A 16,663-nucleotide genomic window follows, 5' to 3' on the forward strand; every position below is an offset into this window, starting at 1 on the left:
AAATTCGGAGGCGGCGGCAGGCGGTCGGCGATCGGCGGCGTGGCCGCTGGCGCCGGCACGTCGGCGGTCGCGACCGGCGCCGGCGTGGCCGCAGCCACCGGCTCGGGCGGGCGTTCGACCGGGCGATACGCCGGCATCGGCGGCGGCGGCTGGATGACCTGCTTCTTCTGCCGCGTGCCCTTCGGGCAAGGCGTGTCGTTCTGCACGGTGAGATGGCCGAAGACGTCGGTGCAGCGATAGATCACCACGTCAGCGGCGTGCACGCGCCCTGCGGGCAGCAGCAGCGCCAGCGCGGCGGCCCCCAGCAGGCACGCGATCGCCGTGCGCCGGGGCCGCAGGGTGCCGGCACGCGGGCCGCCGCTCGTCCGGTCTGGCATCAATGTCCTCCGCAATCTTCGTCCAGGCGCGCATTGATGCCGCGCTCCTCGACCGTCAGTGTGTCGCGCTCGTTGGGCATCGCGTTGAAGAAGCGATGGCGGATGGCGTCGCGGCGGTCGCGCAGGCGTGCGCAGACTTCCGGCTGCGGCAAGGCATGGCAGTCGTCGCGGACCCAGGTGCCGGCGCCATACGCCCGGCGCGGCACCGGGCGCGGCCGGGTGAGCGTGGTGCTGCCGTGATCGATGCGCACGTTGCCATCGGTGATGGCCAGCGAAGTGTCCGACCCGCGGCCCGCGCGTCCGTGGCCGCCGCCGGTGATCATCGGATAGTCCAGCGTCCACAGCGGCACCCAGCGCGGATTTCCGTCCGCGGTGTCGCTGGTGTACGGCTCGCCGCCGGGTGGAATGCATTCGTAGAGCGGACGCGGCGCGCGCAGCACCACAGTGCGCACCGGTGGTGCAGTGGGTCCCCCGGTTGCCGGCGCCGGCGGGCGCGACGGCACGGGCGGCGCGTCGGTGGGCCGCACCATCGTGCGCGCCTGCTGCGCCTGGCCCTTGCCGCAGGGCGTGTCGCGGAACGTGAGATGGCCGCTGGCATCGGTGCAGCGATAGATCGTGACGTCATTGGCCGCGCCCGCCACCGGCGTGCCGCCGGCGAGCGCCAGGACCAAGAGGACACCGGCAATTGCACGCATGGGCGGCATCTTGCGCGCCACCCCGTGATGCGCCAAGTCCATGCCGTCGCCGGGTTTGCGCCGATTCATGTCGCCGCGCTCACTGCGCGCGCAGCACGGCCCCGGAGCGCGCATCCCGGATCGCGGTCGGATTGGCGAGCGTTCCCACCTCACCGTCAAGGATGCCGTCCAGCCGCGCGAACAGCATCGGCGCAAAGCCGTCCCGGGTTTTCGGCGGCGGCGCACCCGCCGGATTGGCGCTGGTCGACACCAGCGGACCGCCGAACGCGGCGCACAAGGCGACCACCCGTGGATGCGCACTCACGCGCACCGCGACGCCATCGTGCGTGCCGGTGATCCAGCGCGGCACCCGGCCGGTGACCGGCACGATCCAGGTGTTCGGACCAGGCCAGGACGCGAACACCGCATCGCGGTTCGCCGGCGACAGCGCGTCCCAATCGACCAGGCCGTCGAGCTGCGCAGGCATGCCCGCGATCAGGATCAGCCCCTTCTCCACCGCGCGCTGCTTGAGGTCCAGCAGGCGCATGACCGCGGCTTCATCGAACGGATCGCAGCCCAGGCCCCACACCGCCTCGGTCGGGTAGGCGATGACGCCGCCGCGGTGGAGGAGGACGGCGGCTTCGGGAGGCGTCAGTGGGGCGGTCATGTCGTTGGCAGGCGTGTGTTGGGCTTGGTGGCGCGCCCGGCGGCGACGGGTCGAGGCGCGAAGGCAGCCGTCGTGCTCGTGTTCCGCCGCGAGCCCGTCGCCTGCAGCGGTTGCCGGCGCGCGCGAGATACGCGCGACGGCGATGTCCACGATCAAGCGCCCGGGTCAGAAGGGCGCGTCGTCCACCGCTGCCGTGGATTTTGCACGGTCCTTGGCCGGCGCCGCCTTGGCGGCCTTGCCTGCGGCGGTCCTGGTGGTCGCCTTCTTCGTCGCGGCGCCCGTGGCGCGCGTGGTTTTCTTTGCCGCCTTCTTCGCGGTCTTCTTCACCGCCTTGCGGGCGGCCTTCTTTGCCGGGGCTTTCGCCGTCGCGGTCCTGGCCGCTTTCGCCGGCGCCTTCTTGGCCGTGGTCTTCTTGCCGAAGCGTCCGCGCATGGGCTTGCCGGTGTCGGCCAGCAACTGCGTGACTTCGGCCAGCGTCAGCGACGCCGGCTCGCGATCCTTGGGGATGCGGCCATTGAGCTTGCCGTCGCTGATGTAAGGCCCGTAGCGGCCGTTGAGCACCTGGATGTCGCTGCCCTCGAAGGACTTGATGATCCGGTTGCGCGCGATCTCTTCCTTCTCGTCGAGCAGGAACACCGCGCGCTCGAGTTCGATCGTGTAGGGATCGTCCTCCTTCTTCAGCGAGGCGTAGACACTGCCGCGCTTGGCGAAGGCGCCGAAGCGGCCGATGCCGACGCTGACGTCCTCGCCGTTGCTCTGGCCGAGCTTGCGCGGCAGCTTGAACAATTCCAGCGCGTCGGCCAGCGAGATCGTGTGCATGCTCTGGCCGGGACGCAGCGACGCGAACGTCGGCTTCTCGGCCTCGTCCTCGGCGGTGCTGCCGATCGCGGCATACGGCCCGTAACGCCCCAGGCGCACGCTCACCGGCTTGCCGGTCTTGGGATCGGTGCCGAGCTCGCGCGCGCCGGAGGCTTCGCTGCGGTCGACCGATTCGGTCTTCTCGTCGACCAGCTGCTTGAACGGCGCCCAGAAGCGCTCCATCAGCGGCACCCAGTCCTCCTCGCCGCGACTGACCGCATCGAGCTCGTCCTCGAGCCTGGCGGTGAAGTCGTAGTCGACGTACTGGGTGAAATGGCCGGACAGGAACTTGGATACCGCGCGGCCGACATCGGACGGACGGAAACTGCGGCTTTCCATCTCCACGTACTTGCGGAACAGCAGTGTCTGGATGATCGAGGCGTAGGTCGACGGACGGCCGATGCCGTATTCCTCCAGCGCCTTCACCAGCGCCGCTTCGGTGAAGCGCGGCGGCGGCTGGGTGAAGTGCTGGTCGGCGTGGATGCGCTCGAGCGGCACGCGGTCGCCGGTCTTCATGGCCGGCAGCTTGCGGCCTTCGTCCTCGTCTTCCTTGCCGCGGGTGTCCTTGCCTTCCTCGTAGACCGCGAGGAAGCCGGGATCGATGACCGTCGTGCCCGAGGCACGGAAACTGTGCTCGCTGCCGGCGGCAAGATCCACCGAGACGGTGTTGAGCGTGGCGGGCACCATCTGCGAGGCGACCGCGCGCTTCCAGATCAGCTCGTACAGGCGGCGCTCGTCGTCGCTGAGGTAACGCGCGACCTGCGCCGGCGTGCGCAGCGCCGAACTCGGGCGCACGGCTTCGTGCGCTTCCTGCGCGTTCTTGGATTTGTTCTGGTAGAAGTTCGGCTTGTCCGGCAGCGCGCCGGTGCCGAAGTCGCGCGCGATCACGTCGCGGATCTCACCCAGCGCATCGGCCGACAGGTTCAACGAGTCGGTACGCATGTAGGTGATCAGGCCGACCGTGCCTTCGTCGCCGATCGCCACGCCTTCATAGAGTTTCTGGGCGACCTGCATCGTGCGGCGGGTGGTGAAGCCGAGCTTGCGCGAGGCTTCCTGCTGCAGCGTGGAGGTGGTGAACGGCGGCGAGGGCCGGCGCTTGCGCTCCTTGCTGGCGACGTCGGTGACGTGCAGCGCGCCGCCGGCGGCACGCACGATGCGCTCGCGCGCGGCTTCGGCGCTGTCGCCGTCGGTGACGGTGAACTGCTCGAACTTCTTCCCGTCGAGCTTGGCCAGCTTGGCGGTGAAGGGCTGCGACGGATGCGCGCACTCGGCTTCGATCGACCAGTACTCGCGGGCGATGAAGGCTTCGATCTCCTCCTCGCGCTCGACGATCATGCGCAGCGCCGGCGACTGCACGCGGCCGGCGGACAGGCCGCGCTGCACCTTGCGCCACAGCACCGGCGAGAGATTGAAGCCGACCAGGTAATCCAGCGCGCGCCGCGCCTGCTGCGCGTCGACCAGGTTGGCCGCGATCGCGCGCGGGTGGCTCATGGCCTCGGTGATCGCGCGCGGGGTGATCTCGGTGAACACCACCCGCTGCAGCGACTTGTCCTTGAGCAGGCCGCGTTCGCGCAGGATCTCGGCGATGTGCCAGCTGATCGCCTCGCCCTCGCGGTCCGGGTCGGTCGCCAGGAACAGGTGGTCGGCGGCCTTGGCGGCCTTGGCGATGGCGTCGACGTGGCGCTCGTTCTTCTCGATCAGGTCGTAGCGCATCGCGAACCCGTTCGCGGGGTCGACCGCGCCTTCCTTCGGCACCAGGTCGCGGACGTGGCCGTAGGAGGCCAGGACGGTGAAGTCCTTGCCCAGGTACTTGTTGATCGTCTTGGCCTTGGCCGGCGACTCGACGATCAGGAGGTTCTTGGCCATGGCGGCGGAGGGTCTCGTGTGCAGCGGGGGTGCGCCGTGAATCCGGCGCGCGAAGAGTGGACCGGACGCAGGGTCCAGAGAAGCCGAACGCCCGGGGCCGGGCCCCAGGCGTTCAGCTTCTTCCTTATTACAGTGGAATCACGGCTTGGGCTGGGATGTCAAGCCGCGCGCCGGTTCCGCCCGAGCGGGACAAGGGCCGGGTGCGGCGATGAAGCCCGCTGAGAGCGCCCTCATCCGCCCTTCGGGCACCTTCTCCCGCGAACGGGAGAAGGGGTCGCCGTGGTTCAATGCACCGGTTCGGGCTCGTCCAGGAACATCTGGGTTTCCATCCAGGCGTAGGCGGCCTCGGCCCCCGGCTGGTTGAACAGGACCATCAGCACCACCCATTTCAGGTCGTCCAGGTCCAGCTCGTCCTGGTCCAGCGCCATCGCGCGGTCCAGCACCAACTCGCGCTGCCCGGCATCGAGCACCCCCTGCTGCTCCAGGAAGAGCAGGAAGCCGCGGCATTCGGTGTCGAGCTTGTCCAGCTCGTTGCCGAAGTAGACCCGGATCGGGCCGTCGGCGCGGGCGGGCGACGCGCCGGGACGCTGCGCGGCGAGCGCATCGAGCCAGTCCAGCGCCTTGTGCACTTCGGCCAGGCTGAAGCCGGCCTGGGTCAATTCGTTGAGCAGTGGGCCGTTGGCGTCGCGGTCCCCCAGCGGCGGCGGCACGTCTTCGGTGAAATAGTGTTCGAACAGGTACAGCAGCACATCCAGGATGCTTTCTTTCATTTCCCTCGGCCTGCGCCGGGCGGCGCTGTGGAGAGGAGCGGTGCGAACCTCGCGGCCCGCGCCGGTTTCGCCGTCGGACTCCCTGCCCGCCGGCGTCTTGGCCCCGGCCTGCGCCGGAGCCGCCGCCACCTGACCCCGCGGTGGCGGTTGCGCTGCGTCCTGCAGCGCCGCGCCCAAGGCCTGGATCCACCGGAACCGGCCGTCAGCGCTTGCGGGAATAGCGGCCGTGTCGGACATCGACACGCCCATCCAGCTCCATGACCAGCAGCATGGAGGACAGTTCCGAGGCCGTCAATCCGGTGCGCTCGACCAGTCGGTCCATATCCGTTGGGTCGTGGCCCAGGGCACACCACAAGCGCTGGTAGTCAGGGTCCGGGGGCGTCCAGCGGCTGGCGGCACTGGCGATGACCGTGGCATCGGAGGTGGGGATGGCCAGGCGCCCGCGCAAGGCCTCGGCCAGCTCCGCCGCCGCGGGCGCCAGCGCCTGGATGACCTCCGTCGCGCACTCCACCAGCCCGGCGCCCTCCCGGATCAGGGCATGACAGCCGCGGGCCATCGGATTGTGGATCGAGCCCGGCACCGCGAACACGTCTCGCCCGCCCTCCGCCGCCATGCGCGCGGTGATCAGGGCGCCCGAGCGCGCGGCCGCCTCGATCACCAGCGTCCCCAGCGCCAGCCCGGCGATGATCCGGTTGCGACTGGGGAAATGCTCCCGCCGCGGCTGGGTCCCGGGCAGGTGTTCGCTGACGATGGCACCGTGCGCCTGGACCCGCGCGTGCAGCCCGGCGTTGGCGCGCGGGTAGGGCACGTCGGCGCCGGTACCGAGCACGGCGATGGTGCGGCCGCCGGCGGCCAGCGCACTGAGGTGGGCAGCGGTATCGATCCCGGCCGCCAGCCCGCTGGTCACCGCCAGCCCGGAGGCCGCGAGGGCATGGGCGAAGTCGCTGGCGTTGTCGCGGCCGCCGGCGCTCGGGGAGCGGCTGCCAACGATCGCAACCGAGGGATGCCACAGGCAATCCGGATCCCCGGCCACGAACAGCAGTAGTGGCGGGCTGGCGATGCGCCGCAGCAGCGCCGGGTAGTCCGGATCCTGCCAGCCGAGCAGATGGTGGCCGGGTTCGCCACACCAGGCCTGGCCACGCGCCAGCATGTCGGCGTCGGCCCGGTCGAGTGCCTGCATCTGTGCGGTGTCCAGGCCGGCGCGACGCCAGCCCGCGGGACCGGCCGCCAGTGCGGCCGCCGGTGACGGGTACGACGCCAGCAGCTGGCGTCGCGGTTCGGCCGCGCCGCCGGCCGCCGCCAGTCGCAGCAAGGCATCCTGGTCTGCGTCGCCGGCCGCGGCCGCCGGGGAGCGAGCGGGAAACGGATGGATGGAGGTGGGCGGGCTTTCCGGACTACGTGCGCGCATCAGGCCAGCCTGGGCCACAGACGACGACGGCGCCCTCGGGCGCCGTCGCGTTGCAGTGTCGGAAAACCACCGGGCGCGCGCCCGGCGGCGCCTCAGTAGGGCGCGTCGGGGTGCTTGAGCTGGTAGCCCACGTGGGTTGGCTTGATGCTGTCCATCACCAGCCCGTAGCTGACCTTGTCGAAGGTGCGGAACACCATCACGTGGCCGGCGAATTCGTCGGGCAACCGCACCTTGGCGCGCTCGGGGATGGTGTCCTCGGTGCGCTCGGCCCCGTATTCCACCCGGTCCACCGCATTGCTGCCGGTGCGCCAGATCGAGAAGACGGTCCCGTTGTCGACGCCTTCGCGCGAACCGACCGACAGCGCGATCACGTCGTGGGTACCGGCGTTGGCAAGCATGTCGCTCGTCGCCAGCACCGTGGCGCGGCCGTAGTCGAGCTGCTGCCTGGGGGGATGCGGGAAGAACTGCAGGTCGTAGGGCTGGGCGTCGACGGGCACCAGCCGATCGCCCACCCGCACCTCGCGGCCTTCGTCGTCCAGCAGCACGGTGCTGGCCTCGATGCCGCCGACTTCGCCGCGGGTCAACGTGCCGGTGGTGACCTGCACCAGCTCGAAGCCGAGCAATTCATTGCCGTTGTCCGGCGTCAGCGCGTTGGTCCAGTAGTTGGCGAAATCGATCGTGCGCCGGCCGCGGAAATCCAGGTCGTCCTGGTGGAACAGGTCGCAGCAGGCGGTCCGGTCCAGGCGCGTGTAGCGCTGGGCCGGGCGCAGGATCGCGAAGCGCTGGCCCGCCTGGGCGCCGCCCAGGCCGCGGACGTAGACGACCTGGCCTTCGCTGGAGCGCAGGCGGTCGCCTTCGAGCCCGACCACGTACGGCATCTGCTCGAAGGCATCGACCACGCGCAGGTTCTTCAGGAACGGTTCGACCTCGGCCAGCGGCACCGCGTTGATCGCCGGCGCGTTGCGCGGGCCCGGCTGCACCGCCACGCGGTCCAGGTAGGCCAGGCTGAGCACGTCGCCCGGATAGATCAGGTGCGGGTTTTTGACCTGCGGATTGGCCTGCCAGATTTCCGGCCACAGCCAGGGCTTCTTCAGGAAGCGCCCGGCGATATCCCACAACGTGTCGCCACGCTGCACGACGTAGGTGTCGGGGTGGTCGCCGCGCATTTCCACGGCGGCGGCGTAGGTGGCGACCGTCAGCAGCGCGACGGCGGCGATCTGCAGGCAGACCTTGGCCTTGCGCCCCGCTCTCGTCCAGCTGCCCTTCGACGCGCGCTCAAGCATTGCGTCCATCTACCCGCTCCCCTTGGAGATTTTCCCCTGTTGCAGCGGCAATATAGCCCACAAGCGACGCGTCTTGGCAAGCCCGCGGCGTTACAATCGGCAAGGCGGCGGCCATGCCGGCTGCCGATGTGACCGTCGCCGCTGTTTTCCGGCGGTACGCGCCGTTCGTCTCCTCTCCGCCTCCGTCCCCCGCTTCCCTTCCGGTCATGGCCCAGCTCCCGATCCTCGAATTCCCCGACCCGCGCCTGCGCACCCGCGCCGCGCCCGTCGACCCTGCCTGGCTGGCGGAAGCGTCGACGCAGCAGCTGATCGATGACATGTTCGAGACCATGTACGAGGCGCCCGGGATCGGCCTGGCCGCGAGCCAGGTCGACGTCCATCGGCGCTTCATGGTCATCGACGTGTCCGAGGAGCGCGCGCAGCCGCGGGTGTTCGTCAATCCGGAGATCACCGCGCGCAGCGGCGAGCAGGTCTACCAGGAAGGCTGCCTGTCGGTCCCCAACATCTTCGCCGACGTCACCCGCAGCGACACCATCACCGTGACGGCGCTGGATCGCCACGGCGTCGCGTTCGAGCTCCATGCCGACGGCCTGCTGGCGGTCTGCGTCCAGCACGAGATGGACCATCTGGAAGGCAAGCTGTTCGTCGACTATCTGTCCCCGCTCAAGCGCGAACTGGTTCGCAAGAAGCTGGCGAAGGCGCGCAAGGCGGCGTGACGCCATCCCGGCCCCGGGCCGCCGGCCCGGGAGACCGCCACGCCGCCTTCGACCGCGCGCGCCTGTTGCAGGACAACGCCGCGACGTGTCGCTCCCCGCGCGGTTCCCCCTTTACTTCCAGCCTTCGAACGCGGTCCCTCGCCCATGAGAATCGTTTTTGCCGGCACGCCGGAATTCGCCGTGCCCTGCCTGCGCGCTGCCGCGCAACGCAATGAAGTCGTCGCCGTCTACACCCAGCCCGATCGGCCCGCCGGTCGCGGCCGCGGCCTGCAGTCGTCGCCGGTCAAGCGCGAAGCGCTGGCGCGTGGCCTGCCGGTGCTGCAGCCCGAATCATTGAAGACGGCATTGTCGCGCGATGCCCTGCGCGCGCTGAAACCGGACCTGCTGGTGGTGGTCGCCTATGGTCTGATCCTGCCGCGCGCGATCCTCGACATCCCGCGCCTGGGCTGCTGGAACGTGCACGCCTCGCTCCTGCCGCGCTGGCGCGGCGCCGCGCCGATCCAGCGCGCGATCGAAGCCGGCGATGCGGAAACCGGCGTGTGCCTGATGCAGATGGATGCCGGCCTGGACACCGGCGCGGTCCTGCTGTCGCAACGGCTGGCGATCGGCGCCGACGAAACCGGTGGCCAGCTGCACGACCGCCTCGCCACGCTGGGCGCACAGACGCTGGCCGACGGCCTGGGCCTGCTGCGCGCGGGCATGCGCCCGGTGCCGCAGACGCAGCCCGACGCCGGCGCGACCTACGCCCGCAAACTCGACAAGGCCGAGGCGCGGCTGGACTGGACGCAGCCGGCCGAGGTGCTGGCGCGCAAGGTGCGCGCGTTGAATCCCTGGCCGATGGCCGATGCGCTGCTCGCGGGCGAGCGGGTGCGGGTGCACGAGGCGGGCGCGATCGAGCGCGTGCGCGACGCGGCGCCCGGCGTGGTGCTCGGTGCCGGCCGCGACGGGATCGATGTCGCCTGTGGCCGCGGCGCATTGCGGATCCGCGTCCTGCAGCGCGACGGTGGCCGCGCGATCAGCGCCGCGGATTTCGTCAATGCGCGCGGCACCGGCTTCGTCGATGCCGGTTAGCAGCGCCATGCCCGTTGCGGACCCCGGCACTGCGAGTGCCCGTGGCGACGCAACCGATGCCGCAACGAACAATTCCACTGCGGTGAAACCATTGGCAGTCGATTGCCCGCAAATCGCCGGCGGCCGGATCATGCGAGGCGACAATGGCACCGCGAATGTCGGTGTTGTTGTCGATGGAGTCGGCGACGCCGTCGATGGCGGCAGCCACGGCGTCGCATGCGCCCCGATGGGCGCTGCACGCGCGGGCGACGATGCCGATCGTGGCCTGGACCTGGCGGTGCTGTATCGCGATGAACACCTGGCGGTGGTCGCCAAGCCCGCTGGACTGATGGTCCACGACAGCGCGCTGGCACGCGGCGAGAGCGACTTCGCCGCCGACCGCCTGCGTGCGCAGTTCGCGCGGCCGGTGTTCCTGGTCCATCGCCTGGACCGCGCCACCAGCGGCTGCCTGCTGCTCGCCTTCGACCGCGAGACGGCATCGCGGCTGGGCAAGGCATTGATGGCCGGCGAGGTCGACAAACAGTACCTGGCCATCTGCCGTGGCTGGCCGGAGGCGGACTTCAGCGTCGACCATCCGCTCGACGGCGGCCCGGGAAAACCGCTGAAGAAGCCCGCGATCACCGCCTTCGTCCGCCGCGCCACCACCGAGCTGGACTGGCCGTCGGCGGGCTTCCCGACCTCGCGCTACGCGCTGCTGCAGGTCGCGCCACGGACGGGCCGCTTCCGCCAGATCCGGCGCCACCTCAAGCATCTCTCGCACCACCTGATCGGCGACAGCAGCCATGGCGACGGCCGCCACAACCGGGCGTTCCGCGCGCGCGGGATCCACCGCATGTTGCTGCACGCGCAGCGCCTGGCGTTCGTGCATCCGCATTCGGGTATCCGGATCGAAGCGGTGGCGCCGGTGGATGCCGAATTCGCACGCGCGCTGGCATTGTTCGGCCTGTCTGACGCCGACATCGGCTAACCAGGCGGCCCCGGCCTGCGGGCCGATCGCGGCGAGGTTCGCACCCGCCGCCCTTACACTGCGCGCATGCTGCACATCGCCGACAACGTCGAGATCGCCGACGACGAACTGCTCGAGCGCTTCGTGCGCGCCACCGGCCCGGGCGGCCAGAACGTCAACAAGGTCGCCACCGCGGTCGAACTGCGTTTCGATGTCGCGCGATCACCGTCGCTGCCCGAAGCGGTACGCGAGCGCCTGCTGGCCAAGCGCGACCGCCGCCTGACCAGCGAGGGCGTCTTCGTCATCAGCGCACAACGCTTCCGCACCCAGGAGCGCAATCGCGAGGATGCACGCCTGCGGCTGGCGGCCTTCATCGGTTCGGGCCTGCGCGCGCCGACGCCGCGCATCGCCACCCGGCCCACGCGCGCGTCGAAACAGCGCCGCCTGGACGCCAAGCGCGGACGCAGTACGATCAAGCAGGGGCGCACGCAGCGCGACTGGGACTGACGGCAACCAATGGGCGAGGATTCGACCGCGAGCGACATCGTGTTGCCGCTGCCGCCCAATGCGCCGCGCACCGGCGGTCGCTTCGGGCGCTGGCTCGGACGCAGCGCCCTGCGCCTGGGCGGCTGGCGTATGGTCGGCGCCTTCCCCGACATTCCCAAGCTGGTACTGGTCGGCGCCCCGCACTCGTCCAATTGGGATGGCATCTGGGGCTTCGCGGCAAAGCTCGCCCTGGGCCTGGACATCAAGATCCTGGGCAAGCGCGAGCTTTTCTGGTGGCCGCTGGCGCCGGTCCTGAGGTGGCTGGGCGTGATCGCGGTCGACCGCAACGCGGCCAGTGGCGTGGTCGAGCAGCTTGCGACGCTGATCGGCAGTTCTGACAAATTCTGGTTCGGATTGGCCCCGGAGGGCACCCGCAAGCCGGTCCGGCAGTGGAAGACCGGGTTCTGGAAGATCGCCCGGGCGGCCGGAGTCCCGGTCCTGCCGGCCTATTTCCACTATCCCGACAAAGTGATCGGGATCGGCCCCCCTGTTGAGCTTTCGGACGACATGGCCGCCGACATGGCTCAACTGCGTATCTGGTATCGGCCCTGGCAGGGTCGGCACCACGGGACGGAGTGAGTGCTCCCGAGCAAATGGCACGCCAATTGCTTGCGCATGGTCACGGTTTCATCAATGCTGTGTGAGGATCCGACGGCCGCGCCGCGGGTCGAGGGGAAGGGCATGCATATCCTGGTCACCGGCGGCGCCGGTTTCATCGGCTCGCACCTGGTCGACCTGCACCTGGCGTGCGGGGACCAGGTGCATGTGGTCGACGACCTGTCGACGGGCCAACGATCCAACCTCGCCGCCCATGAGGACAACCCCGATTTCCGCTTCGACCAGGCCGACGTGCTGACCTGGGACCGACTGGATCGCGCCGTGGGCTGGGCCGACCGCATCTACCACCTGGCCGCCGTGGTCGGCGTCTACCGCGTGCTCGCCGAGCCGACCAAGGTGCTGGCCACCAACATCGCCGGCTGCGAGCGCATGCTTCGCGCGGCGCGCGATGGCGGCTGGAAGCCTCAGGTCGTGCTGGCCTCGAGTTCCGAGGTCTACGGGCACAACGACGAGCAGGTGCTGCGCGAGGACCAGGACCTGGTCGTCAGCACCCGCGCCGGCACCCGCTGGGGCTACTCGGTGAGCAAGATCGCCGACGAGGCGCTGGGCCTGTCGTACGCGCAACGCTTCGGGATCCCGGCGGTGATCGCCCGCTTCTTCAACACCGTCGGCCCGCGCCAGGTGGGCCGTTACGGCATGGTCGTGCCGCGCTTCGTCGCCCAGGCCGTGCGCAACGAGCCGATCACCGTGTTCGGCGGCGGCGCGCAGACCCGTTCGTTCTGCGACGTGCGCGACACGGTCGTGGCGCTCAACGCGCTGGCCAACCGTTCGCGCACCGACACGCTGATCGCCAACGTCGGCAACGACCGCGAAATCAGCATCCTCGAGCTGGCCCGGCTGGTGATCCAGCGCGCGGGCAGCCGTTCGACCATCCGCGACATCGGGCTGCGCGAAGCCTACGGCGAGGATTTCGAGGACATCCGGCGGCGCCGGCCCAGCCTGGACCGGCTGCGCAACCTCACCGGGTTCAAGCATCGCTACACGCTGGAAGAGACGATCGATGACCTCATCGCCGTCGAACGCCAGGGCCTGATCGGGGAAAAAGATGGCCACTGCACCTTGGTTCGTCATCAGTCCGAGCGTGCTGCTTAGCACGATCGGACTGCTGCGCGGGCCCGACAAGACCGTACCGACTCCCGCGGAAGACTGGCGCAAGGCGATCGTCGACGTCGTCATTCCGGCATTCAAGGAAGAGGACAACATCGTCCACTGCCTGGCGTCGCTGGCGCGCCAGACCATGCGCCCGCGCAACGTCATCCTGGTCGAGGACGGGGCGAAGGACCAGACCGTGCCGCGCGCGCGCGAATACGCCGCGGCCGCCGGGCTCGACCTGACCGTCATCGAACGCGCGGCGTCGATCGGCAAGACGCCGACGATCAAGCGCCAGGCGCGCGAGTTCGACTCCGACGTGGAGTTCATCCTCGACGGCGACACCTTTCTGGAGTCGCCGGACTACATCGCCCGCTGCGTGGAAGAGCTCTACCAGGGCGTCGGCATCGCCAGCGCCTGCGGCACGATCCTGCCGATGCGGCCAACCGATCGCCACGCGCTGGCGCAGACCCCGGAATTCCAGCGCTGGCATGGCGCGCCGACCTACGACGACCCGCACGCGCGGCGCGGCGCGTTGCATGCGCTGTGGTGGTGGACCACCAACATCTACCGCGAGTGCCTGTACCTGTTCCTGCAGCGTTTTGTCTACAAGGGACAGATGGTGTTCTTCGGCAGCATCACCAACCCGGTGGGTTGCGCGGTTGCCTATCGGCGCAAGTACATCGCCGATCTCTTCGACCATTACGAGCCGCTGTTCGGCGACGACCTGACCAACTCCGAGGACATCTTCATCGGCTTCGCGCTCAACTACGAGGGCTACCGCAACATCCAGCTGCAGGACGTGCTGGCGCGTTCCGAGGAACCGGAAGTCCAGCGGCTGCCGCGGCAGATCTACCTGTGGTCGTCGTCGTTCCTGCAAAGCTGCTACTACTTCGACGCGCTGCTGCGCACGCCATTCAAGACCGTCAAGCGCTGGCGCAAGGCCCGGCGCGACCGCGCCAGCGGCGAGGCGCAGCGGATCGAGGAACTGCGCAAGGTCAAGGAGCAGTACCGGCAGCCGTTCGGCAAGGCGTACACGCTCCAATACGGCCGGCCGATCGGCTGGGCAATGTTCCTGGCGGCGCTGGAAAAGGTCGCCTTCCCGACCGCGCTGGTGATCATGCTGGTCCTGCGCATGTGGGAGGCGCTGGCGGTCACGCTGGTGGCCGAACTGGTGGTGTCGCTGGCGGTGCTGTTCGTGGTCTCGCGCGGCGCGCGCATCGCCACCGTGCTCAAGGGCATCGTGATCACGCCCCTGCGTTACCTGCTGATCGTGGCCGATACCTTGACGATGCTGCGCTTCGCCAGCGACCTGTGGATCACCGGCAACCGGAAGTGGCGCAAATGAGCCTTCGTACCCCGCTCGCCGCGCTGGCGATGGCCGTGCTGGCGACACTGCCGGCGATGGCACGCGCGCAGGACGCCTCCAACGGCTACCAGCAGGCGCTGGAAGCGGGCTGGAACGGTCGCTACGGCGACGCCCTGGCGCGCATCGATGCCTATCTGGCGACCCATCCCGACGACCGCGCCGCGCAACTGGATCGCGCCCGCTTCCTGGCGTGGCGCGGCGACTATGCCGCCGCCAACACCGCCTTGTCGAAATTCCCCGACGGTGATGCCGAGGCCGCCGGCCTGCGCGCGCGCACGCTGGCCTGGGCCGGGAGGCGCGACGCCGCGCTGGCGCTCAATACACCGCTCTACGAGGCAACACCCGACGACTACGACCTGGCCTGGACCCAGGCCCTGGCGCTGCACCAGGGCGAATGGCCGCAGCGTGCGCTGCCGGCGCTGGCGATGGTCCAGTCGCTGAAACCCGACAGCGCCGATACCCGCTCGCTGCGCGACGCGGTTCGCCTGCCGCTGTTCTCAATGGTGTCGATGCCGTTGTCGATCTACAGCGATTCGGACGACATCGAGATCCGCAGCATCGGCGCCGGCGCCAGCCTGTGGCTGGGCGACCAGTGGCGGCTGCTGGCCGATGGCCTGCGGCGCGCACATTCGGCGCCGGCGACGGGACCGTTCGCCCCCCTGGGTGGTGGCAACTCGGTCGATGAAACCCGAGCGGGCGTGGGCCTGCGCTATGCGCCGTCGCCCGAGGTCGCGGTGGAAGGCTGGCTGGGGCGTTCTCACCTGGACGACGACACGCCGGCCACGGACGATGCGACGATCGGCCGCCTGTCGCTCTCCCAGCGCGTCAACGATTCGGTTTCCTACACGCTGACCGCCGACCGCGATCGCATCGATGCATCGCCGCGCGCCCTGGCCGTGGTTCGCAACGGACTGACGGCGGACCTGCACTGGACGCCGGGATTGCGGGATACGGTTTCAGGCCGCGCCAGCCTGCAGGACTTCGACGACGACAACCGCCGGCAGTCGCTGCTGCTGGACTACCGGCATGCGACCTGGCGCGGCGACCATGTCATGTTCGACCTCGGCGGCCAGGCCGAATGGCAGCACAACACCAGCAACACCGGCAACGGCTACTACAGCCCGGATCGTTACGTGCGCGTCGCGCCGCAGGCGTCGGCGTACGTCGGGCTGTCGCCCGATGCCGGGCTGTACCTGTCCGCGGCGCTGGGCGTCCAGCGTGACGAGACCTTCGACAGCTGGAAGCGCGCCGGCGACGTCAACGCCGAGCTGACGCTGGGCATCTACAGTCCCTGGCAGCTGGTGGCGCGCGTCGGTTACAGCCAGCGCCTGAACCAGTTCGGCCGCTACGAAGGCCGCACCGGCGGCCTCGAACTGCGCTATCGGTTCTGCGCCTATCGCGCAGGTCGCTGTCCCTGAGAGTCGACGGGATTACGGCGCCAGTCCGGTGCCGTCGCGCGGCGCAGGCTGGATGAGGTCGACGAAGGCGCGCGCGTGCGCCGACAGCCTGCGGCTCTTGCGGGTGACCACGCCGTAACTGCGCGAGGGGAAATATGCGGCCAGCGAGCGCGCGGCGATGCGGGTGCGATCGAGCTCGGTGAGGCAGATCGCGGTCACGATCGAAATCCCCAGGCCCATCGCCACGTACTGCTTGATCACTTCCCAGCCGCCGACTTCCAACGCCACCGTGTACGGCACCCGGTTGCGCTGGAACACCAGGTCGACCAGCCGGTAGGTCGTCAGCCGCTGCGGCGGCAGGATCAGCCCGTAGGGCGACAGGTCCTCCAGCGCCACCTCGCGCCGGGTCGCCAGCGGATGGTCGAGCGGGGTGATCAGCATCGGTTCGAACTGGTAGACGGGCCGGTACTCCAGGTCCGCCGGCACGTCCAGCATCGAGCCCACGGCCAGGTCCACCGCATCCGAGCGCAGCAGGTCCAGCCCACTGGCGCCGGTGACGTTGTGCAGGCGTAGCCGCACCCCGGGCTGGCGCTGGCGGAAGGCGTCCACGATCCCCGGCAGCAGGTAGAGGATGGTCGAGCTGCCGGCGGCCACGTCCAGGTCGCCGGCGTCCAGGCCGCGGATCTGTTCCTGGAAGGCCCCGTCCAGGCCATCGAGGCCTTCGACCAGCGGCCGCGCCAGCGCGTACAGCGCATCGCCCTCGCGGGTCGGCAGCAGCCGGCGGCCGCTGCGCTCGAGCAGCTTGACCCCCAATTCACGCTCCAGGGCCTGCAATTGCAGGGTGATCGCGGGCTGGCTGACGTACAGCGACTCGGCCGCGCGCGACACCGAGCCCAGGCGGACGGTCTGGCAGAAGGCTCGCAGCGGCTTCAGACGGTCGGCCTTGTAGGCGAATCGCGGTGCCGCGGGCTGGCGTCCGGCCATTGGCAGGGCTCTGTATAAGTCCAG

15 protein-coding genes and 1 pseudogene are annotated in these 16,663 nt (G+C 69.8%); 8 read left to right on the forward strand and 8 right to left on the reverse strand.

Annotated features, from left to right (window positions below; all coding sequences use genetic code 11):
- The 7 genes and pseudogenes from G7B67_RS09505 to G7B67_RS09535 all read right to left on the reverse strand — a co-directional run.
- Positions 1 to 377, reverse strand: a pseudogene (locus G7B67_RS09505) (hypothetical protein); the annotation flags it as partial.
- A complete protein-coding gene (locus G7B67_RS09510; protein ID WP_166211406.1) occupies positions 377 to 1,072 on the reverse strand; it encodes a DUF4124 domain-containing protein in 696 nt (231 codons plus the stop codon). The gene G7B67_RS09510 and the pseudogene G7B67_RS09505, both read right to left, overlap by 1 nt.
- Before the next feature lie 79 nt (positions 1,073 to 1,151).
- Positions 1,152 to 1,718, reverse strand: a complete 567-nt coding sequence (tsaC, locus tag G7B67_RS09515) for an L-threonylcarbamoyladenylate synthase type 1 TsaC (protein ID WP_166211409.1) — start codon at positions 1,716 to 1,718, stop codon at positions 1,152 to 1,154.
- A gap of 165 nt (positions 1,719 to 1,883) precedes the next feature.
- The gene (locus tag G7B67_RS09520; RefSeq protein WP_166211412.1) at positions 1,884 to 4,442 is read right to left on the reverse strand and encodes a DNA topoisomerase I; all 2,559 of its coding nucleotides are present in this window, start codon (positions 4,440 to 4,442) and stop codon (positions 1,884 to 1,886) included.
- A gap of 284 nt (positions 4,443 to 4,726) precedes the next feature.
- Complete coding sequence (locus tag G7B67_RS09525) at positions 4,727 to 5,212, reverse strand: DUF494 family protein (protein ID WP_166211415.1); 486 nt, start codon at positions 5,210 to 5,212, stop codon at positions 4,727 to 4,729.
- A 202-nt stretch (positions 5,213 to 5,414) separates the two neighbouring features.
- Positions 5,415 to 6,620 carry a DNA-processing protein DprA gene (dprA, locus tag G7B67_RS09530; protein ID WP_166211418.1) on the reverse strand — a complete coding sequence of 402 codons (1,206 nt, stop codon included), beginning with the start codon at positions 6,618 to 6,620 and terminating at the stop codon, positions 5,415 to 5,417.
- A gap of 92 nt (positions 6,621 to 6,712) precedes the next feature.
- A complete protein-coding gene (locus tag G7B67_RS09535; protein WP_243412321.1) occupies positions 6,713 to 7,786 on the reverse strand; it encodes a LysM peptidoglycan-binding domain-containing protein in 1,074 nt (357 codons plus the stop codon).
- Positions 7,787 to 8,109: 323 nt separating this feature from the next.
- Between G7B67_RS09535 and def the strand changes: the two genes are divergently transcribed.
- The 8 genes from def (at position 8,110) to G7B67_RS09575 (ending at position 15,676) form a co-directional block, all read left to right on the forward strand.
- Positions 8,110 to 8,619: a peptide deformylase gene (gene def / locus G7B67_RS09540; protein WP_166211421.1), complete on the forward strand. Its 510-nt coding sequence runs from the start codon at positions 8,110 to 8,112 to the stop codon at positions 8,617 to 8,619.
- Positions 8,620 to 8,763: 144 nt separating this feature from the next.
- The gene (gene fmt, locus G7B67_RS09545; protein WP_166211424.1) at positions 8,764 to 9,690 is read left to right on the forward strand and encodes a methionyl-tRNA formyltransferase; all 927 of its coding nucleotides are present in this window, start codon (positions 8,764 to 8,766) and stop codon (positions 9,688 to 9,690) included.
- Positions 9,691 to 9,916: 226 nt separating this feature from the next.
- Positions 9,917 to 10,657, forward strand: coding sequence for a pseudouridine synthase (locus tag G7B67_RS09550; RefSeq protein WP_166211503.1), 741 nt, complete (start codon positions 9,917 to 9,919; stop codon positions 10,655 to 10,657).
- 66 nt (positions 10,658 to 10,723) lie between these two features.
- Entirely contained in the window at positions 10,724 to 11,143 is a 420-nt protein-coding gene (gene arfB, locus G7B67_RS09555; protein ID WP_166211427.1) for an alternative ribosome rescue aminoacyl-tRNA hydrolase ArfB, read from the forward strand.
- 9 nt (positions 11,144 to 11,152) lie between these two features.
- Positions 11,153 to 11,761: a lysophospholipid acyltransferase family protein gene (locus tag G7B67_RS09560; RefSeq protein WP_166211430.1), complete on the forward strand. Its 609-nt coding sequence runs from the start codon at positions 11,153 to 11,155 to the stop codon at positions 11,759 to 11,761.
- A 102-nt stretch (positions 11,762 to 11,863) separates the two neighbouring features.
- Complete coding sequence (locus G7B67_RS09565; RefSeq protein WP_166211433.1) at positions 11,864 to 12,892, forward strand: NAD-dependent epimerase/dehydratase family protein; 1,029 nt, start codon at positions 11,864 to 11,866, stop codon at positions 12,890 to 12,892.
- Positions 12,846 to 14,237, forward strand: coding sequence for a glycosyltransferase (locus G7B67_RS09570; protein WP_166211436.1), 1,392 nt, complete (start codon positions 12,846 to 12,848; stop codon positions 14,235 to 14,237). The genes G7B67_RS09565 and G7B67_RS09570 overlap by 47 nt, the downstream gene beginning before the upstream one ends.
- Entirely contained in the window at positions 14,234 to 15,676 is a 1,443-nt protein-coding gene (locus tag G7B67_RS09575) for a PgaA family protein (RefSeq protein ID WP_243412319.1), read from the forward strand. Before G7B67_RS09570 ends, G7B67_RS09575 begins: the two co-directional genes overlap by 4 nt.
- 12 nt (positions 15,677 to 15,688) lie before the next feature.
- Here the strand turns inward: G7B67_RS09575 and G7B67_RS09580 are convergent, their stop codons facing one another.
- On the reverse strand, positions 15,689 to 16,639 hold the full coding sequence (locus tag G7B67_RS09580) for a LysR family transcriptional regulator (protein WP_166211438.1): 951 nt from the start codon (positions 16,637 to 16,639) through the stop codon (positions 15,689 to 15,691).
- Between the last annotated feature and the right edge of the window lie 24 nt (positions 16,640 to 16,663).

Origin of the sequence: Cognatiluteimonas telluris (genome assembly GCF_011320095.1) — a bacterium.
Taxonomy (GTDB): Bacteria; Pseudomonadota; Gammaproteobacteria; order Xanthomonadales; family Xanthomonadaceae; genus Cognatiluteimonas; species Cognatiluteimonas telluris.